The organism is Serratia sp. JSRIV004 (assembly GCF_019968705.1).
GTDB classification, from domain to species: domain Bacteria; phylum Pseudomonadota; class Gammaproteobacteria; order Enterobacterales; family Enterobacteriaceae; genus Chania; species Chania fonticola_B.
In genome coordinates this window covers 2,854,073-2,876,796 of the sequence record NZ_CP074140.1, presented here as the reverse complement: position 1 = coordinate 2,876,796, position 22,724 = coordinate 2,854,073, and the positions used below count along the sequence as shown (strand labels likewise).

Below are 22,724 nucleotides of genomic sequence, written 5' to 3'. Positions count from 1 at the left end.
ACACAAGCGTCCAAGACGTAGGAAACGCAAAAGTGGCCTTTACGTGCGGCAGATCGAGAAAATCAGCATTAAAGTTAAAACAGTGAGGGCTGCTCAGGCGGGATCTCTTCCGGCTGCTTGCCGGTACGCAGTGAGCGCAGGTAACGCTGGCGACACAGGCGCAGAACGTCCTTTTTCTGGACATCGTTCATTTGCATCCAGCCAAAGCGCTCCTCGCGGCTGCGCAGGCAACCACGACAATAGCCGCGCTCATCGGCCTGGCAAATGCCACGACACGGGCTTGGGATGTCAAAGAACTCGAGTTGCTGCGCCACACGTCCTCCTGCGTTGTCATGCTAATTGAAGACGTCATCGGGGCCATTGGCAAGTGGCTTTTCCCCATGACGGCGAAAATATTCTCGCAAATAGTGCAACGCCTGGCGCGTTTTCTCCGGTAGAACCCGCTCCAGAGTTAACGCATGCAGCCGATATGGCGCTGGCCTCCACTGCGGTAACAGAGCGATTAATTCCCCCCTGCGCAGTTCATCACCAATTTCATACAGCGGTTGACCGGAAATCCCCAGACCATTGCGGGTAAAGGCCCGGATCACGTTCATACTACCGCTGACAACCTGCCCCGCCGCCAGGCGTAGTTTGAATGTTTCGCCCGCATGGTGATGTAAATCGAGATGCAGCCCATGACCGCTACCGGTGATCCAGCGGTGTTGCACCAGCTCCTGGGGCGTTTCCGGCACGCCATGCTGGCTAAGATAACGCGGCGCGGCGCAGAGCACCATGGGCCAGGCGGTCAGCGGGTGAGCAATCAGGTTGGTATCTGCCAGTTGCAGATTTACGCGCAGCGAGATATCTACCCGCTGCTCGATCATATCCACCACCTGGTCGTCTGCCAGAATGCGCAGCGTCAGCTTTGGGTGCGCCAGCAGCAAGGGAGCCAGAGCCTCAGCCAAGGGGCCGCTACCGATCCCGACGGTGGTGGCAATACGTAGTTCGCCCACCAGCGTATCCCGCAGTTCCGCCAGCCGCTGCTCCGCGCGCTGTGCTTCCTGCAACATGGCTTCGCAACCGGGATAAAAGGCTTCCCCCGCATCGGTCAGTGCCAAACGGCGAGTCGAGCGGTGCAATAACGGCATCCCGAGCGACTTTTCTAACGACCTCATATGCTGGCTGACCGCTGAAGGCGTCATCTCTAGCCGACGGGCCGCCGCAACAAAAGATCCCTCGGCTACCACGGTGGCAAATACCGCCATTCGATTCAGTTTATCCATGATTATGAAGTTTTACTTAATCAAGAAAGCATAAATATGGCACTAATCAGCCGCATTGTTAAGGCTTATAGTATTTCTACTGCGCCGCCACTGAGTGGTACGGCAACCCACTAAAAAATATTTCACAGGAGAGACCTCATGAAAGTCGCCATTATTGGAGCAACCGGTTTTGTTGGCCGCCGCGTAGTGGATGAAGCTTTGGCCCGCGGCCTGCAAGTGACCGCCATCGCCCGTCAGAAAAAAGATCTGCCGGATAATGCCAATCTCACCGTCGCCCTGGGTGACGTGGCCGACGGCCCGTGGCTGGCACAACAGTTAGCTGGCCATGATGTCGTGATCAGCGCCTATAACCCAGGTTGGGCAGAAACGGACCTGTATGAGAAAACCGCTAAAGGTGCCCAACAAATCCTGGCGGCGGTAAAACAATCCGCGGTTAAACGCCTGCTGTACGTTGGCGGTGCCGGTAGCCTGGAAGTCGCTCCGGGAGTTGAGCTGGTTGATACTCCGCAGTTCCCGGAAAATATTCGTCCAGGGGCCCAGGCGGTACGAGATTTACGTAATGCGTTGAAAAAAGAAACCCAGTTGGATTGGACCTACCTTTCTCCTGCCGCGTTGCTGGAACCCGGCAAGCGTACCGGTCAGTTCCGTTTGGGCACGACACAATTGTTGATGAAGGGTGACGCGCCGGCCAGTATTTCGGTAGAAGACCTCGCGGTTGCCATTATCGACGAAGTGGAAAAACCGCAGTTCATCAAGGCACAGTTTACCGCTGCCTATTAATCGTCCGCCAGCGGCTGTAATCGTTGCAGCCGCTGTCCTGCCACTCACTACGTCTAAGGTTATCTTAAGTTTCATCTGATAAATTTCGGCGCATTACCTCATGGCAGGATCCAGATTTGGCAATGCGCTTACGTCCATCATTACAATGCAACAGCTTGGGTTTTATCCTGGCTTGCGCCCTATTCTTCACGGTTTTCCAGAACCTGCTATTTATTCACCAGGCCTGGTCATATATCACCTTTGATAGCGTACATAGCGTCATTTTTGCGGCGACTATGCCAGTGGTTATTTTCTGTGCCCTGAATATTATCTTCAGCGTATTAACCATTCCGTTCCTGCGTAAACCCCTGGTTATTCTGTTACTGCTCGGCAGCGCGGCGGCCAACTATTTTATGTTCAGCTACGGCGTGGTGATTGATGGCAATATGATGCAGAACGCCTTCGAGACCAACCCTCAGGAAGCGACGGCATTGCTCACCCCTCGTATGGGGCTATGGCTGCTGTTGCTGGGCATTTTGCCTGCCGTTTTCGTGTGCTTTGTCCGCATCAATAAAACCCGCCCTTGGTGGTACATGATTGGCCTGCGCGCGGCCAATGTGATGCTTTCCGTGGTGGTGATCCTGTTGGTTGCAGCGTTATTCTATAAAGATTACGCCTCGCTGATCCGCAACAATAAAAGCGTGGTGAAAATGCTCACCCCAAGCAATTTTGTGTCTGGCACCATCAAGTACGCTCAACACCGCTATTTCCACCAAAATCTGCCGCTGGTCAAGATTGGTGAAGATGCTCATTTAGGCCCAGTCATTAGCAGCCAGACCAAGAAAACCCTGGTGATACTGGTGGTCGGTGAAACCGCGCGGGCAGAGAATTTTTCGCTAGGTGGTTACTCACGGGAGACCAATCCCCGCTTGAAGCAGGACCATGTGGTTTATTTCAAGAATGCCAGTTCCTGCGGTACCGAAACGGCTATCTCCGTGCCCTGTATGTTCTCCAACATGCCACGCGGCGACTACGACGCCACCTTGGCCGCACACCAGGAAGGCATGCTGGACGTGATGGCTCATGCCGGAGTGAACCTGCTGTGGCGCGAAAATGACGGCGGTTGTAAGGGGGCCTGCGATCGCATCCCACATATCGACATGACCAAGCTGAAGCTTTCGCAGTATTGCGACGGCGATGTCTGCATGGATAACGTGCTGCTGCATAAACTGGACGATTATATCAACGGCCTGAAAGGGGACGGTGTGATCGTACTGCATCAGATGGGAAGCCACGGCCCGGCCTACTACCGCCGCAGTACGCCCGAATTACGCCAGTTCTCACCCACCTGTGACAGCAACCAGATCCAGGACTGTACCCACGAGCAACTGGTGAATACCTACGACAATTCGCTACTGTACACCGACGCCATGCTGGACAACACCATCAAGCTGTTGCAGCAATACAGCGGCAAATTCAATACGGCGATGGTCTATCTTTCCGATCACGGTGAATCGCTCGGGGAGAATGGCATGTATCTGCACGGTACGCCTTATATGTTCGCGCCTTCTCAGCAGACCCACGTGCCTTTCCTGATGTGGATGTCGGCCGATTATGAACGCAATTTCGGCATTAACCGCCAATGCCTGCAATCCTTGGCGGATAACGACAAGGTTTCACAGGATAATCTGTTCCACACCCTGTTGGGCATGTTGAACGTGCAGACACAGCAATATCAGCCCAACCTGGATATTCTGCAGCGCTGCCGCAGCTAGACTGACGCAGCATGCTGCACACCGGCATGAGGTCTTGTGCAGCAACTCGATAGAATGTAAGTTAGTCGACGTTTTTACCGTCAGAGCCGGGGATTTTTTCCCGGTTTTTTTTATCTGCGACTTGACCTAGACCAATCGGTCTATTATTCTCATTTTCATTATGACAAAACAGACGAATTGCAACGGGGATACCCGAGAACATCTGCTCGCTACCGGCGAAACGCTCAGCCTGCGCCTTGGTTTTACCGGCATGGGCCTCAGTGAGTTGCTCGCTACCGCTGGCGTGCCCAAAGGGTCGTTCTATCACTATTTTCGTTCGAAGGAAGCCTTCGGCGAAGCGATGTTGCAACGCTATTTTGCCCATTACGACGCTCAAATGCAGGCGCTTTTTGCCGACTCTCGCAGCGACGCGCGTAATCAGTTATTAAGTTATTATGCCCAGGCCATCAGCTTCCACTGCCGCAGTGAGTGCCATAACGCTTGCCTGGCAGTGAAACTCTCCGCAGAGGTCAGCGATCTTTCTGAACCTATGCGCCATGCGTTGGAAGCTGGCACCAGCCGCGTGATTGGTCATCTGCAAGACGCGATCGAACGTGGTATCCGTGAAGGTTCACTGGCTATCACTATGAGCCCGGCGGCCACGGCGGAAACGCTGTATTCGCTGTGGTTGGGCGCATCGTTGCGGGCTAAAATCCGCCACTCTGTTGCCCCACTGACCTGTGCGCTGGAAAGTATCGAATTGCTGTTGCGCCCAGCGCAGCCATAAACTCCCTTTTTTACCCGAAAGACATTGTAGCGATACTGTTTACCATCACTAGTCGACTGGTCTAATACTATAGGATGCACTATGAAGATTGAAAAATTGTTCTCTCCGCTCAAAGTTGGCCACACCACCTTACCCAACCGAGTGTTCATGGCCCCGCTGACTCGTCTGCGCAGCATCGAGCCAGGTGACATCCCTACGCCGTTGATGGCGGAATATTATGCTCAGCGTGCCAGCGCTGGCCTGCTGATCACCGAGGCCACCCAGATTTCTTTCCAGGCGAAAGGTTATGCCGGAGCTCCCGGTCTGCATACCCCAGAACAAATCGCCGCGTGGAAAAAAATCACCCAGGCGGTACATGACAAACAGGGTCATATCGCTGTGCAACTTTGGCACGTAGGCCGCATCTCCCACTCAAGCTTGCAGCCTGGCCAGCAGGCTCCCGTCGCACCTTCAGCGATCAATGCCGAAACCCGCACCACGGTGCGTGATGAAACCGGTGCCTGGGTGCGTGTGCCAACCTCTACCCCACGCGCGTTGGAAACCAACGAAATCCCGGGGATCGTCAACGATTTCCGCCAGGCTGCGGCCAACTCGCGTGAAGCCGGTTTTGACTATATTGAATTGCACGCCGCGCATGGTTACCTGCTGCACCAGTTTATGTCTCCGGCGTCCAACCAACGTACTGACCAATACGGTGGCAGCATTGAAAACCGTACCCGTCTGACGCTGGAAGTGGTCGATGCGAGCATTGCTGAAATCGGAGCCGATCGCGTTGGTATCCGTATCTCACCGTTGGGCCCGTTCAATGGCCTGGACAACGGCGAAGATCAGGAAGAAGCGGCGCTGTATCTGATCGAAGAGCTGAACAAGCGCGGTATCGCCTACCTGCATATTTCCGAGCCGGATTGGGCCGGTGGCAAGCCTTACTCAACCGCGTTCCGCGATGCAGTAAGAGCGCACTTCCAAGGCGTGATTATTGGCGCGGGTGCCTATACGGCGGAGAAAGCGGAAGAGCTGATCGCCCAAGGCTTTATTGATGCCGTCGCCTTTGGCCGCAGCTATATTGCCAACCCAGATCTGGTGGAACGCTTTAAACAGCAGGCTCCACTCAACGAGCAGCGTGCCGATTTCTTCTACGGCGGCGGTGCCGAGGGTTATACCGATTATCCGACACTGTAACGCTCAGCTAAACAGGGGCGCTAAATACCGCAATACACTAAGCCTCTGACAGGTGGGGTCATACAGGTTAGCCGACCGTTGAGCGCATCGACGCGCGATACGAGCCTCCATGGAAGGATCCACGGCGTGTCGGCATTCTGTATGGCTCCCGCCTGCTGCACTATTATCCGCAGCTATTTTTGTTTGTGACAACGTAACCTACCCTATCACCAACCGCACGCGTTGAATTGCCTTATGCGACAAGGCTATACTGTCTGACGCTGTTCAAGTCACCTGCCGTCAGCCGCGGCATATCCAATCAGAGGAAATTATGCGCTTACTCCATACCATGCTCCGTGTCGGCGATCTGCAACGCTCCATCGACTTCTATACCAAGGTATTAGGCATGCGCTTACTGCGTACCAGCGAAAATACCGAGTACAAATACTCGCTGGCCTTCGTGGGTTATAGCGATGAAAGCGAAGGCTCGGTCATCGAACTAACCTATAACTGGGGCGTCGACAGCTACGACATGGGTTCCGCCTTTGGTCATCTGGCTCTGGGCGTCGATGATGTAGCCGCCACCTGCGACAACATCCGACAGGCCGGTGGCAAAGTCACACGCGAAGCCGGTCCAGTCAAGGGCGGTACCACCGTGATTGCCTTCGTCGAAGATCCAGACGGCTACAAGATCGAACTGATCGAGAACAAGCATGCAGGTCACGGCCTCGGTAACTGAGGTTTCTCCAGGGCGCGCCATGCGCCCTGCTTTCTATCTCCGCTGCACCAAGACAAGAAATTTGTCATAATGCGCGCTGAATTCGCTAAAGATAAGAAACTGATGGCCGAAAAAAGTGATCTTAACGCCCTGAGTGGCCGTTTCCGTGGGTTTTATCCCGTTGTTATTGATGTGGAAACCGCCGGGTTTCATGCTCAGACCGATGCGCTGCTAGAGATTGCCGCCGTCACGCTGAAAATGGATGAAAATGGTTGGTTACAGCAAGATGAAACGCTGCATTTTCACGTAGAACCGTTTGAAGGGGCGAACCTGCAACCGGAAGCGCTGGCCTTCAACGGTATCGATCCACATAACCCACTGCGTGGTGCAGTGAGTGAATATGATGCGCTGCATGCGATTTTCAAAGCCGTGCGTAAAGGCATTAAGGATCAGGGCTGTAACCGGGCGATCATCGTGGCGCATAATGCCAACTTTGATCACAGTTTCCTGATGGCCGCCGCCGAGCGCGCCAGCCTGAAACGCAACCCGTTCCACCCGTTTGCCACCTTTGATACCGCTGCGCTTAGTGGGCTGGTATTAGGGCAGACGGTGCTGGCCAAAGCCTGTATCGCCGCCGGTATGCCGTTTGATAGCAGCCAGGCACACTCAGCCCTGTATGATACCCAGCAAACCGCCCAACTGTTCTGTGAACTGGTCAACCGCTGGAAACGTCTCGGTGGCTGGCCGATTGCCAACGTTGAATCGCAATAGCTTGCTGGCAAACTGACAGACATAAAAAATCGGGCGGCACTGTTAAAGGTGCCGCCCGATTTTATTGGGTAAAACCCTGCGCCATTAAGGCTGCTGGTCTTCCTGATCTTTATACTTTTCGGCCGTTTCTTTGATCAACGGCTGCAGTTCACCACGCTGGTACATCTCGATGATGATATCGCAGCCGCCAACCAGTTCACCATCGACCCACAGCTGCGGGAAGGTTGGCCAGTTGGCGTACTTTGGCAGCTCAGCGCGGATGTCCGGGTTTTGCAGAATATCAACATAGGCAAAACGTTCACCACAGGCTGAAAGCGCCTGCACGGCCTGAGCAGAGAAACCGCAGCTTGGCAATTTCGGTGAGCCTTTCATATACAGCAGGATCGGGTTGGCAGAAATTTGCTGCTGAATTTTTTCAATCGTCGTCATTATTGCTTCCTCAAGCCACATCATGGCTACAACATGCATCACACTGGCTATTGTAGCGGCAGGACCGGTGCCAAGAAAACGCCATCTTTTGCAGGGACATTCTCTGATTGCCTTAGCAAAAGCGGCGGACACACCGAACCGGTTAAAACATGGCCCCAGAATAACATTTTTAATCGGGACGTTTCACTATTATCTTTGCCCTGCGCAATGCCGGCGAGCAATAAGCCAACCACATGATCTCTGTCGCTTTTTTAGGCGCCAGGCGTTTGATTTTGCAACAATAAAAATGCCATTAACGTTTTCTCACAATATGGATTAGTATTTATGAGATCCACGCTGTTTTATAGGGTGAATTTCGGGAATACTGTGACTCATTCGATTTCTGTTTCGGAGCCAAGGTTGGTAACGTCGATATGCGGTTAATTATTACACTTTTTGTGCTGCTATTTACGCAGCTCTTCTTCAATTTGGCGCACGCTGCGCCACAGGCACGTGTTTCTGCCGAGCAGCGCAAGAGTCACGTTAATGAAGCCCGGCCAGACGACCGCAAGAAAAAGAAAGCGGAGAAAGCCAATAAAAAAGTGAAGGCAGCCACCCCTCCGAAAACGCTAAAAACCAAACCAGCAACGATAAAGACCGCAAAAAAAACCACCAGCGTTAAAACTAAAAGCCAGGCAACCAAAACGGCCAAGCTAAAAGTAACTCCGCCTAAAAAAGGCTATAAAAAAGGTTATGGTCGCCATCGTGAAGAAGGCAAAGCTACGGCAAAATTGGCTGGCCGCGAAAAGCCGTTGAAACTTTCCGCCGCTCACAAAAAACGTTATCAGCACGCCAAGCAGACCGCCATGGCCAAGCTGATGGGGCAAATGGGTAAGCCCTACCGCTGGGGTGGGTCTTCACCTGGTACAGGCTTCGACTGCAGCGGGCTGATTTATTACGCGTACAAAGACGTGGTGAAAATTAAAATGCCGCGTACCGCCAACGAAATGTACCACCTGCGTGATGCAGCGCCGATCAAGCGTAATGAGCTTGAGAAAGGCGATCTGGTGTTCTTCCGCATCAACAACCGTGGCACCGCCGATCACGTTGGCGTCTATCTTGGTAACGGTAAGTTCATCCAGTCACCGCGTACCGGTGAAGAAATTCGCATCAGTCAGTTAGATAACGACTATTGGCAAAACCATTACATTGGTGCCCGCCGCGTAGTGACCCCTACCACCATCCGTTAACCTTTCACGGCTGAGCTAACTGCTCGGCCGTGCTCTCTATCACCCGCTGCAACTTTAAACAATCAGTCACTTGGCACACTTTGGATGTTCTTTTCGCTCGGAAAGTTGTTAAGATTAATAACCATAACAAAAGTGGTGCAATTGCGTTTTTCCGCCCTCGGCCCCTTAGGCCTGCAGCGTCGGAGAGGCGTATTGTCTATAAAAGGAGAAAGCAATGTCGTTTGAATTACCTGCATTACCATATGAGAAAAACGCTCTCGAACCGCACATTTCCGCAGAAACGCTGGAATACCACTATGGCAAGCACCATAACACCTACGTGGTTAACCTGAACAATCTGGTGAAAGGTAGCGAGTTCGAAGGCAAATCCCTGGTCGAGATCGTCAAGACCTCCACCGGCGGCGTGTTCAACAACGCCGCTCAGGTCTGGAACCACACCTTCTATTGGCACTGCTTATCACCGCAAGGTGGTGGCGAGCCAACGGGCGCAGTGGCAGAGGCCATCAATAAGTCATTCGGCTCCTTCGCCGCCTTTAAAGAGCAGTTCACCGATGCCGCCGTGAAAAACTTCGGCGCGGGCTGGACCTGGCTGGTGAAAAAAGCGGACGGTAGTCTGGCGATCGTCAGCACTTCAAATGCGGCAACCCCGCTGACCGGCGCAGACGTTCCGCTATTGACCGTTGACGTGTGGGAGCATGCTTACTATATCGACTACCGCAATGCGCGGCCAAAGTACCTGGAAAACTTCTGGGCGTTGGTTAACTGGGCGTTCGTGGCAGAAAACCTGGCTTAACGGCGGGTAACTAGCTAATAATAAGGCGCGGCATCAAGCTGCGCCTTTGTTTTTCTGCTGCGGATCAGTTCAATGCGGCAATAAAACTGAAAGCAATAATCATTGCCAAAGCACCCACGGTGGTGAGTAATGACATCTTCAAATTGGTATCCATATACAACTCCCTCTCAGATTGGCTTTTCCAGAGCATAAGCCACACAGTTTATACGTCAAATCATTTTCCCACAGTTCGTGATTAAAATCTTGTTATGATTTCCCCGCTGATAATTACCGATTAGCTCTTCCACTTTTCTTCAATATGCGACAAAATCCGCAGTTCACAACTGCGTACCGATAAACTGCCCCTCCCTGTTCAAGCGATTTACGACTTCAGCACTAAAAACTCAGTTTTCGCTTATCTGGGGAAGGATCTACGCAGGCAAACGATTAACATCATACTTACATGCTGTAACATGTGGGTTTAGGAGTCATTTTTTACATGGCAACGATTAAAGATGTGGCCAAACGCGCTGGCGTTTCTACCACTACCGTTTCGCACGTTATCAATAAAACGCGTTTCGTCGCCGAAGATACCAAAACGGCCGTTTGGGCCGCCATCAAAGAGCTTCACTATTCACCTAGCGCCGTGGCCCGCAGCCTCAAGGTCAACCACACCAAATCGATCGGTTTGCTCGCCACCTCGAGCGAGGCCCCCTATTTTGCCGAAGTGATCGAAGCGGTGGAAAACAGCTGCTACAGCAAAGGCTATACCCTGATCTTGTGTAACTCGCACAATAATCTGGATAAACAGCAAGCCTATCTGGCAATGCTGGCGCAAAAACGCGTCGATGGCTTGCTGGTGATGTGCTCAGAATATCCAGATCAGCTACTGGGCATGCTGGAAGATTACCGTAACATTCCCATGGTGGTGATGGATTGGGGTACCGCGCGCGGAGACTTCACCGATACCATTATCGACAATGCCTTCGAGGGCGGCTACCTGGCAGGCCGCTACCTGATCGAACGTGGCCACCGTGACATCGGTGCCATTCCTGGTCAACTGGCGCGTAATACCGGTGGAGGTCGCCACCAGGGCTTTCTGAAAGCCATGAAGGAAGCCAACATCGAAGTGCGCGAAGAATGGATCGTGCAGGGGGATTTCGAGCCTGAATCTGGCTACAAAGCCATGCATCAGATCCTGTCGCAAAAACATCGTCCAACCGCCGTTTTCTGTGGCGGTGATATTATGGCCATGGGGGCGATCTGCGCCGCCGATGAGCTGGGGTTGCGTGTACCGCAGGATATCTCGGTGATTGGCTACGACAACGTGCGTAATGCCCGCTACTTCACCCCGGCGCTAACCACCATTCACCAGCCGAAAGAGCGCCTGGGCGAGATGGCCTTTACCATGCTGTTGGATCGCATTATCAGCAAGCGTGAAGAATCGCAGGTGATTGAAGTGCATCCAAAACTCATCGAGCGCCGCTCAGTTGCCGATGGTCCTTTTGTCGATTACCGCCGTTAACTCCTGTTGGGGCGCTGCAATACTGCGCCCGATTAACCACCCGGCTCCTCTTCACTGAGCCATTCCTGATTGAGCGTTTCGCTGTCGCCCAGATAGTCCAACAGCCAGGCCATGGCCGGAGACTGGGCGTTTTGCTGCCAGGTCAGGCAGCAGGCACTGGGCGGGAAAGGCTCATGCAGTGGCAACACTACCAGTTCACCACTTTGTACCAACGGCAATACCCGATGCGCGGGCACCATGCCCACACACAGCCCGGCACGCAAACAATCTACCGCAGAAACCCAGTCCGGCACGGTCAACCGCCGCTGGTTGTCTAGCGACCAGGTTACCCGCTTGGGTAAATTGCGCGAAGTATCTTCCAACAGCAACGAGGGATAAGGCCGTAGCTGTTCGTCGCGCAGCTTTCCTTGCAAGGCGGCGAGCGGATGTTTAGCATGGACTACACAGAGCCAATTCATAAAGCCCATATCGCGAAAAGCAAAACCGCCGCCCACCGGCACCGCACGCGTTGCACCAATTGCCATCTCAGCGCGGCCATCGACCAGCGCATCCCACACGCCGTTGAATACTTCCGGCTGCACCATCAGTTCTACGTCGGGGAAATGGCGATAAAAATCCAGCACCAACTGGCGGCTGCGCTGGGGTTTGACGATCAGATCGACCGCAATCCGCAGTTGCCCGCGCCAACCGTTGGCCACCTGCTGACACTGTCGTCGGGTATCGAGCATTTTTTTGATAACAACTCGCGCCTCCTTAATAAACAGCGCCCCCGCTGGCGTGAGTTCCACATCGCGGTGACGGCGTTCAAACAAAGGCACTGCCAGCCATTGCTCCAGTTGACGCACCGTATAGCTCACAGCAGAAGGAACGCGGTGCAACTCCTGTGCCGCCGCGCTGAAACTGCCGGTTCGCGCTACCGCATCTACCACATCGAGTGAATATTCAGACCACATATGTTTGCCTTCAAATTTTTTAACAGCACCTTGCAAATATTACCGTTTCACAAGCAGAGATCCAGCCGTATACACTTGCCGGCGCTTCAAAACCTGCGACAACATAATTTTAACGAGAAATAGCAATGCGAAATTTTGGATTTATGTTCTACCTGGCCGGCCTGAGTATGTTGGGCTATCTGGCTACCGATATGTACCTGCCCGCCTTTGGGGCAATGCAGCAGGATCTGCAAATCTCCGCTGGGGCGATCAGCGCCAGCCTGAGTATCTTCCTGGCGGGCTTTGCCTTCGCCCAGTTGCTGTGGGGGCCGCTGTCCGACCGTATTGGCCGTAAGCCCGTGTTATTGATTGGCCTGGCGCTGTTCGCCGTTGGCTGCCTCGGTATGCTTTGGGTCGAGAACGTGGCACAGCTGTGGTCACTGCGCTTCATTCAAGCCATTGGTGTCTGTTCCGCCGCCGTCACCTGGCAGGCGATCGTGGTCGATCGCTACCGCGATGGCAAAGCCAACCGCGTTTTCGCCTCCATTATGCCGCTGGTCGCTCTCTCTCCGGCGCTGGCCCCACTGCTGGGTGCCTGGTTGCTCAACCATATGGGATGGCGGGCCATTTTCGCCGTGCTGCTGGGGATCACCGCCCTGCTGCTGATCCCCACCTTGCTGCTGAAAGACCGTAGCAGACTGGTACCTTCCGCCGATAAAAAGCCGAGCCTTGGCTTTATGCAGATCTTGAAATCCCCGGTGTTCAGCGGCAACGTGATGGTTTTTGCTGCCTGTTCTGCTGGCTTCTTCGCCTGGCTGACGGGTTCACCCTTTATCCTCGGCGATATGGGGTATAGCCCCAACGATATTGGTCTGAGCTATGTGCCGCAAACGCTGGCTTTCTTATTAGGGGGTTATAGCTGCCGTAGCGCCTTAAATCGCATCTCTGGCAAAACCTTGCTGCCGTGGTTGCTGTTAGCTTACGGTGTCAGCATGGTGGCGTTGTATCTGATCGCCACGCTAAGTGAGCCAACGTTGACCACTCTGCTGATCCCGTTCTGCTTTATGGCGTTAGTAAACGGTGCCAGCTATCCTATTCTAGTGGCCAATGCGTTGATGCCCTTCCCCAACAACAGTGGCAAAGCCGCTGCGCTGCAAAACACGCTACAGTTGGGGTTATGTTTTATCGCCAGCCTGTTGGTTTCGGCATTTATCGCCCAACCGCTGTTAGCCACGGCTACCGTAATGGTGGCTACCGTATTTTTAGCGGCCTTGGGCTATCTGATCCAGCGTGGGAAAGGAACGGATGAAACTCAGATGACACAGCAGAAGCGTGCCGACTCCGTGTCATAATTATCTCTGTAAATAGTCACTTAATGAAAATTCTTGCCGAGCGCGATTTGCAGTTGAGTCTACGCCTCGGCAAGCCTATACTCAAAAACGACCTTTTAGAATAACAGTTATACTAAGCTCTTATTGCAGCAACTGCTGCGTACGTGGATGGCATCACACTTTATTTAAGGTTGCATTTACCCGCGTCCTTTGACGCAGGGAGTCTCTTAAATTTCCTCTGTTCAAGTCGGATTTCAGACACCACGGTGAATTTTTACCGTAGGTATACGTATGTCCCTGTAGAAATTGTCTACGCTAAATTCTGCAGGATCATAAGTCAGAAGAAGGTGATGGAGAAGCTATGAGTTCATCGTGTATAGAAGATCTGAGCATCCAGGACAACCATTGGTATCGTATCGCTCATGAAATGCTTAGCATGGCCGGCATTGAAATCAATGGTTCACGCCCTTTCGATATTCAGATCAATAATCCCAATTTCTTTAAACGCGTACTGCAAGACGGCTCTCTGGGGCTGGGCGAAAGCTATATGGACGGTTGGTGGGAGTGCGAGCGGCTGGACATATTTTTTCAGCGGGTTGTCGCAGCTGGCCTGGAAAAGAAACTACCCCACCACCTGAAGGATATCTTGCGTATTGCCGCCGCCCGCCTGACCAACCTGCAATCCCAAAAACGTGCCTGGATTGTTGGCAAAGAGCATTACGACCTGGGTAACGATTTGTTTACCCAGATGCTGGATCCCTATATGCAATATTCCTGCGGCTATTGGCAACAGGCCACGACGTTGGAAGAAGCACAAGAGGCCAAGTTACGGTTGATTTGCGAAAAACTTCACCTGCAGCCCGGTATGCGGGTATTGGATATCGGCTGTGGCTGGGGCGGTCTGTCTGCTTATGCGGCCAAGCACTACGGCGTTTCCATGGTGGGCGTCACCATCTCCGCCGAACAGCAGAAAATGGCGCAAGAGCGCTGTGCCGGGCTGGACGTGGAAATTCTGCTGCAGGATTACCGCGATCTCTACCAGCAGTTTGACCGCATCGTCTCGGTCGGCATGTTCGAACACGTTGGGCCGAAAAACTACCGAACCTATTTCGAGGTGGTGGAACGTAATTTAAAACCCGATGGCATTTTCCTGTTGCATACCATTGGTTCCAACGAGACCGATATGAACGTTGATCCGTGGATCAATAAATATATCTTCCCCAACGGTTGCCTGCCGTCGGTGAAACATATTGCCCAGGCCAGCGAAGGCCGCTTCGTCATGGAAGATTGGCATAATATCGGCGCAGATTACGATCGCACCCTGATGGCCTGGTATGAACGTTTCAAACAGAGCTGGCCACAGCTGGCTTCGCACTATTCCGAACGTTTTGAAAGGATGTTCAGTTATTACCTTAATGCCTGCGCAGGAGCGTTTCGCGCTCGCGATATTCAACTTTGGCAGGTGGTATTCAGCCCTAAAGGCGTTGAAGGCGGCCTGCGAGTACCCCGCTAAAATCCTTTACCCCAACCCACAGGGTTGGGGTAAAGGGTTATTAACCGCAATAAACGCGAATGATTTTGTCTTCACTGTCACCCAGGAAGTTCAAGCGCTTTAGATTGAAGTCCATGGTTACCATAGAGTTATAAGGAATAGTCCGTACCTGCTGGGGAATATTGACCCCGTCCAACGCAGACAGCGGTTTACCCACATAATTCTGATACTGCGATGCACCACAGGTATCATCTTCGGCCTCGGCAGACTGTGAGTTCGCCTGTTCCGGGGAGCTTGAACAGGCGGTCAGCGCCAACAGCGCCGCTAGCATCATCGTTTTCCCGTAAAACTTCACGTTTGGCTCCTATGTGTGGTTATTGGTGCAGGGTTATCAGACTTTGGGTACAGACGGCTTGGTGACAGCTAACGCAGCCTCACGATTAGCTAGCACACGCTCGACGGTATCCACCACCGCCTGAGTTTGCGGATCGATTTCGATATTGACCTTATCGCCCAGGCGCTTTTTACCCAGCGTGGTGCGCTCAAGGGTTTCCGGGATCAAATGCACACAGAAACGGTTATTGACCACCTCGCCTATGGTCAGGCTGATGCCATCGATGCCGATGAACCCTTTATGCAGCACATATTTCATCAAATCGATATTCGGCATACGCAGCCAGATCTGACGATTATTTTCCGAGGTATAAATCTTGGTGACTTCCGCCGTACAGATAATATGCCCGGACATCAGGTGTCCGCCGATTTCATCGTTAAACTTGGCGGCTCTTTCCAGATTGACCACATCACCCAGTTTAAGATCGCCAAGATTGGTCAACCGCAGAGTCTCTTTGATCAAATCAAAGCTGACGCGATTGCCTGCAATCTCCGTGACGGTCAGACAGCAGCCGTTGTGGGCTACCGAGGCCCCCAACTCCAGCCCTGGTAACAGCTCATCAGGCATTTCAACAACGTGGGTACGGAAGTTGGGTTTTTCATCAATGGCAACCAGCGGGGCGGTGCCTTGTACGATACCGGTAAACATGTTGGCCTCTTCTTTATGACTATGTTCAACGCGCTGTAAGCAGTTTGCCCCAGTTATGGCAGAAAACCAAACGCACAGCGGCAAAAAAGCAGTGCTTGCCTAGTTTATATCCTGGGATTAGCGTCCTCAGCTAACTGCGCTGTAGTTTCAAGGCGACGAATAGAGACTCTTGGATTTCAAGCTACAGCTTGAAAGACGACGCGTATAACTATTTCTTTACAACCTTTGCTTAACCCCGACTAGCAGGTACAATCTTTTCGGCATATTCCGCAGTTTTTAGTTGTTGCTGATGCAGCGACACCCCTTCCCATAAATAATTAGAAAGGTGTATACGTGCAGAAGTACTTTATTGAGGCGCGTAGTTTATTGGCCCTCGCAATTCCGGTCATCATCGCGCAAATATCCCAAACCGCAATGGGCGTGGTCGATACCATCATGGCTGGCTCTTATAGCGCCACGGATATGGCCGCCGTTGCCGTCGGGACCTCTATCTGGCTGCCGACCATTCTGTTCGGCCACGGTTTACTGCTGGCCTTGACCCCAGTTATCGCCCAGCTCAACGGCGCGGGCCGCCGCGATCGTATCGCGTATCAGGTGCGTCAGGGCTTTTGGCTGGCATCGGGGGTTTCACTCCTCATTATCGCCGTGATTTATAACAGCCAGTTGGTGATCGACATGATGCACAACATCGATCCGTTGCTGGCTGAAAAGGCCGTTGGTTTCCTGCATGCCATTATGTGGGGAGCTCCCGGCTATTTGTTCTTCCAGGTCGTCCGTGGCCAGTGTGAAGGCTTATCCAAAACCAAGCCCGGCATGGTAATAGGATTTTTGGGGCTGTTGATCAACATCCCGATCAACTACATAATGATTTTCGGCAAGTTTGGCATGCCGGAAATGGGCGGCGTCGGTTGTGGTGTCGCCACCGCCAGCGTGTATTGGATGATGTTCCTGATGATGCGCTGGTATACCAAACGTGCATCCTCGTTGCGGGATATCAAGCTGGAGGAAGGCGCACGCCGTGGCCCGGACTGGCAGGCGTTAAAACGCCTGATCGGCATTGGTCTACCGGTTGCCCTGGCCTTGTTCTTTGAGGTGACGCTGTTCGCCGTGGTGGCATTATTGGTTTCACCGCTAGGCATCGTTGCGGTTGCCGGACACCAGATTGCCCTGAACTTCAGCTCACTGATGTTTGTACTGCCGCTGTCGCTCGGCGTTGGGGCCACCATTCGCGTTGGGCACCGTCTGGGCGAAGGCTCGGTAGAGGGCGCTCGGATTGCCGCCTATGCGGCGATTGCCGTCGGCATCGCCATGGCCAGTTGCTCGGCGTTGTTCACCGCTGCCTTCCGCGAATCTATCGCCCTGCTGTATAACGATAACCCTGCGGTCGTGACCATGGCCTCCCATCTGATGCTGCTGGCGGCGATTTACCAGATATCCGACTCTATCCAGGTGATCGGTAGCGGTATTTTGCGGGGCTATAAAGATACCCGGGCGATCTTCTACATCACCTTTGTGGCCTATTGGGTTCTCGGATTGCCCAGCGGCTATCTGCTGGCGCTGACGGACTACATCGTGCCGGCGATGGGGCCGAGCGGATTCTGGTTCGGCTTTATTATCGGCCTGACCTTCGCCGCCATCATGATGGTATTTCGGATGCGCTGGTTACAACGCCAACCCCCGGCGTTGATTTTGCAGCGTTCCACACGTTAATAGCGTTCGCCGGTTTGCCCCAGGCAAACCGGCGAGTTCCTCGCCAGCCATTGCAGAAAAAACCGCCTTACTGCACATAAGCTCAGCAATCGCGTGAAATACCAAATAAAATTGCGTTTTTCCCCTTGCCAGCGGCCAGGTTGCTCGTTAATATTCGTCCCCGCTGTCAGCCATGACAGAGAGGAAAAAGATGCGTCTGTAGCTCAGTTGGTTAGAGCACCACCTTGACATGGTGGGGGTCGATGGTTCGAGTCCATTCAGACGCACCAAATTCCTGAAAGTAGCACAGTGCGTCCGTAGCTCAGTTGGTTAGAGCACCACCTTGACATGGTGGGGGTCGATGGTTCGAGTCCATTCGGACGCACCACTTCTTGTTTCGCTTCCCAGTATTATCTCTCGCCTAACGGTAACCCAATTTAACAGTAATACCGGACAGAGCGTCAGCACGTCGCGTATCATCAGCACAGTATCCTGATGGAGGTAATTTTGATGTCGGTTTTTAAATCACAGCTGCCGTTCGAACAACTCGACAATGGCCTCGCCCGCCGCCAAGGGCTAATGAGCGATGGGAGCACCGCCTGGGAAGTCAAGTTTGCCGCAGGCACCTTTGACCAACTGCAAAAACGCCCCTACCCCCAACACATCCGCGTCCTTTCTGGGATCTTCGAATTCACCGTCGGCAGTGACGTGCATACTCTGATGGCCCAGGAAACGTTGGCGATCCCTGCCACTACCGTTTTTGGCTGTTTCTGTCTGGATGACGGAGTCCTGCTGGAAATCCAGAAAAATGTTTGAAAACGCGATCGCCGTCACTTTATTTTTTTCGAAAACATAATCCGTTACAGTAATGCTAATTGCGCAACAAACCCGTTGGCAGGCGGCTTATTTGCGCCACATTTGCTGACTTTATGTACAAAACTGCCAACGACTGCGGTTTTTTGTTTTGTTTCCAGCCGCATAGCCTTATAATGCGCAACGGCTTTCAGTTGAATGGTTTCAGCCCTTGATCTGCGAAAACGCAATTACAAAAAATTCTCATCCTCGCTTTTTGCGCAGCCTACCCGCACCTGGGCATCGGCCGAATTTTTCCACCCCATTTCGACCAAGGTCACCTATCCTTAACTATGTTTTGCATTGCCAGGCACAGCCCAAATCCCTTACCGATGGCCTAGCCACCGGTACCGTTAGTTTTATAATCCATCACAACTTGCAGAAAAAATCGTCATGAAAAAGACCAAAATTGTTTGTACTATCGGCCCGAAAACCGAGTCGGAAGAAATGCTGACCAGCCTGCTGAACGCGGGCATGAACGTAATGCGCCTTAACTTCTCCCACGGCGATTATGAAGAACACGGTAACCGCATCAAGAACATGCGTGCGGTGATTGCCAAAACCGGTAAAAACGCCGGTATCCTGCTCGATACCAAAGGCCCGGAAATCCGTACCATGAAACTGGAAGGCGGCGTTGATGCAGCCCTGGTTGCTGGCCAGACCTTCACCTTCACCACCGACCAGAGCGTTATCGGCAACAACGAGCGCGTTGCGGTGACCTACCCTGGCTTTGCTGCCGACCTGAAAATTGGCAACACCGTGCTGGTGGATGATGGCCTTATCGGTATGGAAGTGACTGCGGTTACCGAAAGCGAAGTGGTTTGTAAGGTACTGAACAGCGGCGATCTGGGCGAAAACAAAGGCGTTAACCTGCCGGGCGTATCCATTCAGCTGCCAGCGCTGGCCGAAAAAGACAAACGTGACCTGATCTTCGGTTGTGAGCAAGGCGTAGACTTCGTTGCGGCTTCCTTTATCCGTAAGCGTTCCGACGTGCTGGAAATCCGTGAGCACCTGAAAGCTCACGGCGGCGAAAACATTCAGATCATCTCCAAGATCGAAAACCAGGAAGGCCTGAACAACTTCGACGAGATCCTCGAAGCGTCTGACGGCATCATGGTAGCTCGTGGCGATCTGGGTGTTGAAATCCCGGTTGAAGAAGTGATCTTCGCGCAGAAGATGATGATCGAGAAGTGTAACCGTGCACGCAAAGTGGTTATCACCGCGACCCAGATGCTTGATTCAATGATCAAGAACCCGCGCCCTACCCGTGCAGAAGCCGGTGACGTTGCCAACGCCATCCTGGACGGTACCGATGCGGTGATGCTGTCTGGTGAAAGCGCCAAGGGTAAATACCCGCTGGAAGCCGTTACCATCATGGCAACCATCTGCGAACGTACCGATCGCGTGATGCCTAGCCGTATCGACACCCTGAACGACAACCGTAAACTGCGTATCACCGAAGCAGTATGCCGCGGTGCGGTAGAAACTGCCGAAAAACTGGACGCGCCACTGATCGTGGTTGCCACCAGCGGCGGCAAATCAGCCAAATCCGTGCGTAAGTACTTCCCTAACGCTGTGATCCTGGCGCTGACGACCAACGAAGTCACTGCCCGTCAGCTGATCCTGAGCAAAGGTATCACCACTCAGATGGTCAAAGAAATCGCTTCTACCGACGACTTCTACCGCATTGGTAAAGAAGTTGCTTTGGCCAGCGGCCTGGCACAGAAAGGCGACGTCGTGGTGATGGTTTCTGGTGCTCTGGTACCAAGCGGCACGACCAATACTGCCTCGGTTCACGTGCTGTAATAATAAACGTGACAACCAGTCTGTGTCCCAAACGCCGCTTAGCGGCGTTTTTTTTATCTGCAATAACGCACTTTCAGAAAAACGCAACCATTAAAGCGGTTTATTTCGCCAATTTCATTTGAGAGTTGTCCCATAGAATCAGGCTGTTTTCCTTCGATTTTTTAACTATTTTGCAAAAGAAGATGCAAGTTTGAGCGAACGATCAAAATAAAGGGCCCTAATACAAAAAATTTATTCTCTTTCGAAAAAAGTTTGTGTAATACTTGTAACGCTACATGGAGATTAACTCAATCTAGAGGGTGTTATAATGAATCGTACTAAACTGGTACTGGGCGCGGTAATCCTGGCTTCTACTATGCTGGCTGGTTGCTCAAGCAACGCTAAAATCGATCAACTGTCTTCTGACGTTCAGACTCTGAACGCTAAAGTTGATCAGCTGAGCAACGACGTGAACGCAATCCGTTCTGACGTTCAAGCAGCTAAAGACGACGCAGCGCGCGCTAACCAGCGTCTGGACAACCAAGCACACGCTTACAAAAAGTAAGTTTGCTTCGGTTATTGAAAACGGTGCACATTGTGCACCGTTTTTTTTTGCCTATAAATTCCCCTGCACATCACCCCATCCAATACCTTAGGCACAAAAAAAGGGCCAGGCTCAATGCCGGACCCCATGACTTTCGCACCATCAAGGTTTAGTTCACTGAGCTAATCGGTGCACCAGACTCGCCAGAGGTATCAGCACCCTCACCAGGAAGCGCTGTAGGCGGTGTAGTGACCTCGGAAGGGTCTTGCCCTACACTGACCAGCACTGGCATGCCAGAACGCCGTACGATGGCGCTGTCGAGCATTGCCTTATCGGTCTGTGGATCGGCAGCAAAGGCTTTCTGATTTTTAGAAAGCGCGATTGGCATGGTCTGCGGATCGTCACTGGCCACTCTGGACAATGGCTGATGCACTTCTACATAGCGTTTGCCGTCTGGCTCAACGGAGACTTTCAGCGGTTCATTGACGATTTGCACTCTGGTGCCCTGTGGCACCTGGTTGAACAGCGCTTCGATATCGTCCGGGCGCAGGCGGATACAGCCTGAGCTCACACGCATCCCGATACCAAAGTTGGCATTGGTGCCGTGGATCAGGTATTCACCGTGCCCCATGGCCAGACGCATGGCAAACAACCCCATCGGATTCTCTGGCCCGGCTGGTATTACCGCAGGCAAAGTCACGCCCTGTGACTGGTAGCGCTTGCGGATGTTGGCGGTGGGCGTCCAGGTTGGATTCGGGATCTTCTGGCTGACCGAGGTCACCTTCAGCGGCGTATTCATACCGGTCTGGCCAATACCGATCGGGTAGACGATCACCTTATCTTCCCCTTTCGGGTAATAGTACAAGCGCAGTTCCGCCAGATTGACCACAATGCCTTCACGTGGGGTATCCGGCAGCAGCATCTGTGTCGGGATCGTCAGCGCCGATCCCGGTTTAGGCAGATAGGGATCGGTACCCGGGTTGGCTTCCAGCATGCCCAATAGCCCAATCTTGTAGTCAGCCGCAATGGCTTCCAGCGAACGGCCATCGTTTGGCACGTTGTAAATCGTATTCTCACCAATCAGACGGCTGCCTGGCGGCGGCAATGGGTATTCGTTCGCACTGGCGGCCTGGGTGCCGGTCAGTACAGTGGCGAATAGCACGCCCATTAGAGTCAACGCACGTTTCATTCTGATCCCTATTGTTATTACGGTTCATTGCAAGGCTAGCGATCGCTGGCCAGCAGGTAAATAAGATAAATGCTCGTTCGATATTAGCAAGATCCGATTTAAAGGCAATAAATTGCAAAAAATCAACATGTTATAACGTAATCAAACGCAGGAATTGTCAATGACTCGTCAACGGGTAAGCGGCTGAAATACTTATGATTTGTAGAAAAAAGGCGGGGTTTGGCTGGATTTGTAAAGGCTCATTGACATAGCGTGCCATCAATAAGCCTTGGGATATCCGGTCAGGCGAGCTGTGCCGCTTTACCGCGAATAGCGCGGATCATCGCCTCCAAACCTTGAGAACGAGAAGGCGTCAGATGTTGGCTCAAGGCCAGTTCGCTGAAGAATGGGCGTATATCCAGATCGAGGATTTGCTGCGGCGTAAGCTCATGATAAACAATAAACACCACCGCCAGCAGTCCCTTGACGATAGCAGCATCGCTATCGCCATGAAACTCAACCTGCCCTTGCGCGTTGTTGCTCATCACGATCCAGACCTGGCTTTGACAGCCGGAAATCAGGTTGGCCGCCTGCCGCTCGCTTTCATCCAGCGGTGGCAACTGGCTACCCAGTTCGATCACATACAGGTACTTCTCCTCCCAGTTCAGGCAGCGGGAAAAATTACGCACCAATTTATCTTTGTCTGGCAAATGCGCCATGGG

The 22,724-nt window shown here is 52.8% G+C and carries 24 protein-coding genes and 2 tRNA genes; 17 read left to right on the top strand and 9 right to left on the bottom strand.

All coding sequences use genetic code 11. The annotated features are described in order from the left end of the window. Nucleotides 1-74 precede the first annotated feature (74 nt). Together KGP21_RS13810 and KGP21_RS13805 are read right to left on the bottom strand one after the other, a co-directional pair. Nucleotides 75-314, bottom strand: a complete 240-nt coding sequence (locus tag KGP21_RS13810; protein ID WP_021804547.1) for a DUF1289 domain-containing protein — start codon at nt 312-314, stop codon at nt 75-77. A 21-nt stretch (nt 315-335) separates the two neighbouring features. Further along, nucleotides 336-1,265: a LysR substrate-binding domain-containing protein gene (locus KGP21_RS13805; protein WP_037374794.1), complete on the bottom strand. Its 930-nt coding sequence runs from the start codon at nt 1,263-1,265 to the stop codon at nt 336-338. A 138-nt stretch (nt 1,266-1,403) separates the two neighbouring features. Between KGP21_RS13805 and KGP21_RS13800 the strand changes: the two genes are divergently transcribed. The 6 genes from KGP21_RS13800 to rnt all read left to right on the top strand — a co-directional run bounded on the left by KGP21_RS13800 (nt 1,404) and on the right by rnt (nt 7,212). Beyond that, complete coding sequence (locus KGP21_RS13800) at nt 1,404-2,045, top strand: NAD(P)-dependent oxidoreductase (protein ID WP_021178089.1); 642 nt, start codon at nt 1,404-1,406, stop codon at nt 2,043-2,045. Nucleotides 2,046-2,167: 122 nt separating this feature from the next. After that, entirely contained in the window at nt 2,168-3,799 is a 1,632-nt protein-coding gene (gene eptA / locus KGP21_RS13795) for a phosphoethanolamine transferase EptA (protein WP_223538445.1), read from the top strand. A 160-nt stretch (nt 3,800-3,959) separates the two neighbouring features. Then, nucleotides 3,960-4,565 carry a TetR/AcrR family transcriptional regulator gene (locus KGP21_RS13790; protein ID WP_021804550.1) on the top strand — a complete coding sequence of 202 codons (606 nt, stop codon included), beginning with the start codon at nt 3,960-3,962 and terminating at the stop codon, nt 4,563-4,565. An 81-nt stretch (nt 4,566-4,646) separates the two neighbouring features. Next, the gene (locus tag KGP21_RS13785) at nt 4,647-5,744 is read left to right on the top strand and encodes an alkene reductase (protein ID WP_021178092.1); all 1,098 of its coding nucleotides are present in this window, start codon (nt 4,647-4,649) and stop codon (nt 5,742-5,744) included. Between the two features lie 310 nt (nt 5,745-6,054). Beyond that, on the top strand, nt 6,055-6,462 hold the full coding sequence (gloA, locus tag KGP21_RS13780) for a lactoylglutathione lyase (RefSeq protein WP_021178093.1): 408 nt from the start codon (nt 6,055-6,057) through the stop codon (nt 6,460-6,462). 69 nt (nt 6,463-6,531) lie between these two features. Further along, the gene (gene rnt / locus KGP21_RS13775; protein WP_021178094.1) at nt 6,532-7,212 is read left to right on the top strand and encodes a ribonuclease T; all 681 of its coding nucleotides are present in this window, start codon (nt 6,532-6,534) and stop codon (nt 7,210-7,212) included. An 84-nt stretch (nt 7,213-7,296) separates the two neighbouring features. Here rnt and KGP21_RS13770 read toward each other — a convergent pair whose 3' ends face one another. Further along, complete coding sequence (locus KGP21_RS13770) at nt 7,297-7,644, bottom strand: Grx4 family monothiol glutaredoxin (RefSeq protein ID WP_172413932.1); 348 nt, start codon at nt 7,642-7,644, stop codon at nt 7,297-7,299. Nucleotides 7,645-8,054: 410 nt separating this feature from the next. On the opposite strand from KGP21_RS13770, the gene KGP21_RS13765 reads away from it, so the two are divergent. Together KGP21_RS13765 and sodB are read left to right on the top strand one after the other, a co-directional pair. After that, complete coding sequence (locus tag KGP21_RS13765) at nt 8,055-8,870, top strand: C40 family peptidase (RefSeq protein ID WP_021804551.1); 816 nt, start codon at nt 8,055-8,057, stop codon at nt 8,868-8,870. Nucleotides 8,871-9,084: 214 nt separating this feature from the next. Then, complete coding sequence (sodB, locus tag KGP21_RS13760; protein WP_021178097.1) at nt 9,085-9,663, top strand: superoxide dismutase [Fe]; 579 nt, start codon at nt 9,085-9,087, stop codon at nt 9,661-9,663. Between the two features lie 64 nt (nt 9,664-9,727). Here sodB and KGP21_RS13755 read toward each other — a convergent pair whose 3' ends face one another. Then, nucleotides 9,728-9,817: a YnhF family membrane protein gene (locus KGP21_RS13755; protein WP_158006235.1), complete on the bottom strand. Its 90-nt coding sequence runs from the start codon at nt 9,815-9,817 to the stop codon at nt 9,728-9,730. A 324-nt stretch (nt 9,818-10,141) separates the two neighbouring features. Between KGP21_RS13755 and purR the strand changes: the two genes are divergently transcribed. Continuing rightward, the gene (gene purR, locus KGP21_RS13750) at nt 10,142-11,167 is read left to right on the top strand and encodes an HTH-type transcriptional repressor PurR (protein ID WP_021804552.1); all 1,026 of its coding nucleotides are present in this window, start codon (nt 10,142-10,144) and stop codon (nt 11,165-11,167) included. 32 nt (nt 11,168-11,199) lie between these two features. Here purR and punR read toward each other — a convergent pair whose 3' ends face one another. Continuing rightward, the gene (gene punR / locus KGP21_RS13745) at nt 11,200-12,120 is read right to left on the bottom strand and encodes a DNA-binding transcriptional activator PunR (RefSeq protein WP_071683650.1); all 921 of its coding nucleotides are present in this window, start codon (nt 12,118-12,120) and stop codon (nt 11,200-11,202) included. A gap of 125 nt (nt 12,121-12,245) precedes the next feature. Between punR and punC the strand changes: the two genes are divergently transcribed. Together punC and cfa are read left to right on the top strand one after the other, a co-directional pair. Further along, nucleotides 12,246-13,451, top strand: a complete 1,206-nt coding sequence (punC, locus tag KGP21_RS13740; protein ID WP_059200715.1) for a purine nucleoside transporter PunC — start codon at nt 12,246-12,248, stop codon at nt 13,449-13,451. 340 nt (nt 13,452-13,791) lie between these two features. Beyond that, nucleotides 13,792-14,943: a cyclopropane fatty acyl phospholipid synthase gene (gene cfa, locus KGP21_RS13735; protein ID WP_021804555.1), complete on the top strand. Its 1,152-nt coding sequence runs from the start codon at nt 13,792-13,794 to the stop codon at nt 14,941-14,943. A gap of 40 nt (nt 14,944-14,983) precedes the next feature. Here the strand turns inward: cfa and KGP21_RS13730 are convergent, their stop codons facing one another. Both KGP21_RS13730 and KGP21_RS13725 read right to left on the bottom strand, forming a co-directional pair. Further along, a complete protein-coding gene (locus KGP21_RS13730) occupies nt 14,984-15,277 on the bottom strand; it encodes an I78 family peptidase inhibitor (protein WP_037374799.1) in 294 nt (97 codons plus the stop codon). A gap of 36 nt (nt 15,278-15,313) precedes the next feature. Next, on the bottom strand, nt 15,314-15,964 hold the full coding sequence (locus tag KGP21_RS13725) for a riboflavin synthase (protein ID WP_037374801.1): 651 nt from the start codon (nt 15,962-15,964) through the stop codon (nt 15,314-15,316). Between the two features lie 333 nt (nt 15,965-16,297). Between KGP21_RS13725 and KGP21_RS13720 the strand changes: the two genes are divergently transcribed. From KGP21_RS13720 to KGP21_RS13695, 6 genes are all read left to right on the top strand, one after another. Continuing rightward, nucleotides 16,298-17,674 (top strand): MATE family efflux transporter, encoded by a 1,377-nt coding sequence (locus KGP21_RS13720; protein WP_021804558.1) that lies wholly within the window; start codon nt 16,298-16,300, stop codon nt 17,672-17,674. Between the two features lie 192 nt (nt 17,675-17,866). After that, nucleotides 17,867-17,943 (top strand) — tRNA-Val (locus tag KGP21_RS13715). Between the two features lie 21 nt (nt 17,944-17,964). Further along, nucleotides 17,965-18,041, top strand: a tRNA-Val gene (locus KGP21_RS13710). Between the two features lie 122 nt (nt 18,042-18,163). After that, entirely contained in the window at nt 18,164-18,469 is a 306-nt protein-coding gene (locus KGP21_RS13705; protein ID WP_021804559.1) for a pectin degradation protein (sugar phosphate isomerase family), read from the top strand. A 429-nt stretch (nt 18,470-18,898) separates the two neighbouring features. Beyond that, nucleotides 18,899-20,311 carry a pyruvate kinase PykF gene (pykF, locus tag KGP21_RS13700; protein WP_021178107.1) on the top strand — a complete coding sequence of 471 codons (1,413 nt, stop codon included), beginning with the start codon at nt 18,899-18,901 and terminating at the stop codon, nt 20,309-20,311. A gap of 307 nt (nt 20,312-20,618) precedes the next feature. Then, nucleotides 20,619-20,855 carry a major outer membrane lipoprotein gene (locus KGP21_RS13695; protein ID WP_005165631.1) on the top strand — a complete coding sequence of 79 codons (237 nt, stop codon included), beginning with the start codon at nt 20,619-20,621 and terminating at the stop codon, nt 20,853-20,855. A 148-nt stretch (nt 20,856-21,003) separates the two neighbouring features. On the opposite strand, the gene KGP21_RS13690 is transcribed toward KGP21_RS13695, so the two are convergent. Next, nucleotides 21,004-22,023, bottom strand: a complete 1,020-nt coding sequence (locus KGP21_RS13690) for a L,D-transpeptidase family protein (protein WP_021804561.1) — start codon at nt 22,021-22,023, stop codon at nt 21,004-21,006. 281 nt (nt 22,024-22,304) lie between these two features. Continuing rightward, nucleotides 22,305-22,721: a cysteine desulfuration protein SufE gene (sufE, locus tag KGP21_RS13685; protein ID WP_021804562.1), complete on the bottom strand. Its 417-nt coding sequence runs from the start codon at nt 22,719-22,721 to the stop codon at nt 22,305-22,307. Between the last annotated feature and the right edge of the window lie 3 nt (nt 22,722-22,724).

Coding starts and splice junctions, on each gene's coding strand:
- KGP21_RS13805 (WP_037374794.1), bottom strand. CDS start 1,265: ATGGATAAACTGAATCGAATGGCGGTATTTGCCACCGTGGTAGCCGAG.
- KGP21_RS13800 (WP_021178089.1), top strand. CDS start 1,404: ATGAAAGTCGCCATTATTGGAGCAACCGGTTTTGTTGGCCGCCGCGTA.
- eptA (WP_223538445.1), top strand. CDS start 2,168: ATGCGCTTACGTCCATCATTACAATGCAACAGCTTGGGTTTTATCCTG.
- KGP21_RS13790 (WP_021804550.1), top strand. CDS start 3,960: ATGACAAAACAGACGAATTGCAACGGGGATACCCGAGAACATCTGCTC.
- KGP21_RS13785 (WP_021178092.1), top strand. CDS start 4,647: ATGAAGATTGAAAAATTGTTCTCTCCGCTCAAAGTTGGCCACACCACC.
- gloA (WP_021178093.1), top strand. CDS start 6,055: ATGCGCTTACTCCATACCATGCTCCGTGTCGGCGATCTGCAACGCTCC.
- rnt (WP_021178094.1), top strand. CDS start 6,532: ATGCGCGCTGAATTCGCTAAAGATAAGAAACTGATGGCCGAAAAAAGT.
- KGP21_RS13765 (WP_021804551.1), top strand. CDS start 8,055: ATGCGGTTAATTATTACACTTTTTGTGCTGCTATTTACGCAGCTCTTC.
- sodB (WP_021178097.1), top strand. CDS start 9,085: ATGTCGTTTGAATTACCTGCATTACCATATGAGAAAAACGCTCTCGAA.
- KGP21_RS13755 (WP_158006235.1), bottom strand. CDS start 9,817: ATGGATACCAATTTGAAGATGTCATTACTCACCACCGTGGGTGCTTTG.
- purR (WP_021804552.1), top strand. CDS start 10,142: ATGGCAACGATTAAAGATGTGGCCAAACGCGCTGGCGTTTCTACCACT.
- punR (WP_071683650.1), bottom strand. CDS start 12,120: ATGTGGTCTGAATATTCACTCGATGTGGTAGATGCGGTAGCGCGAACC.
- punC (WP_059200715.1), top strand. CDS start 12,246: ATGCGAAATTTTGGATTTATGTTCTACCTGGCCGGCCTGAGTATGTTG.
- cfa (WP_021804555.1), top strand. CDS start 13,792: ATGAGTTCATCGTGTATAGAAGATCTGAGCATCCAGGACAACCATTGG.
- KGP21_RS13725 (WP_037374801.1), bottom strand. CDS start 15,964: ATGTTTACCGGTATCGTACAAGGCACCGCCCCGCTGGTTGCCATTGAT.
- KGP21_RS13705 (WP_021804559.1), top strand. CDS start 18,164: ATGTCGGTTTTTAAATCACAGCTGCCGTTCGAACAACTCGACAATGGC.
- pykF (WP_021178107.1), top strand. CDS start 18,899: ATGAAAAAGACCAAAATTGTTTGTACTATCGGCCCGAAAACCGAGTCG.
- KGP21_RS13695 (WP_005165631.1), top strand. CDS start 20,619: ATGAATCGTACTAAACTGGTACTGGGCGCGGTAATCCTGGCTTCTACT.
- KGP21_RS13690 (WP_021804561.1), bottom strand. CDS start 22,023: ATGAAACGTGCGTTGACTCTAATGGGCGTGCTATTCGCCACTGTACTG.
- sufE (WP_021804562.1), bottom strand. CDS start 22,721: ATGGCGCATTTGCCAGACAAAGATAAATTGGTGCGTAATTTTTCCCGC.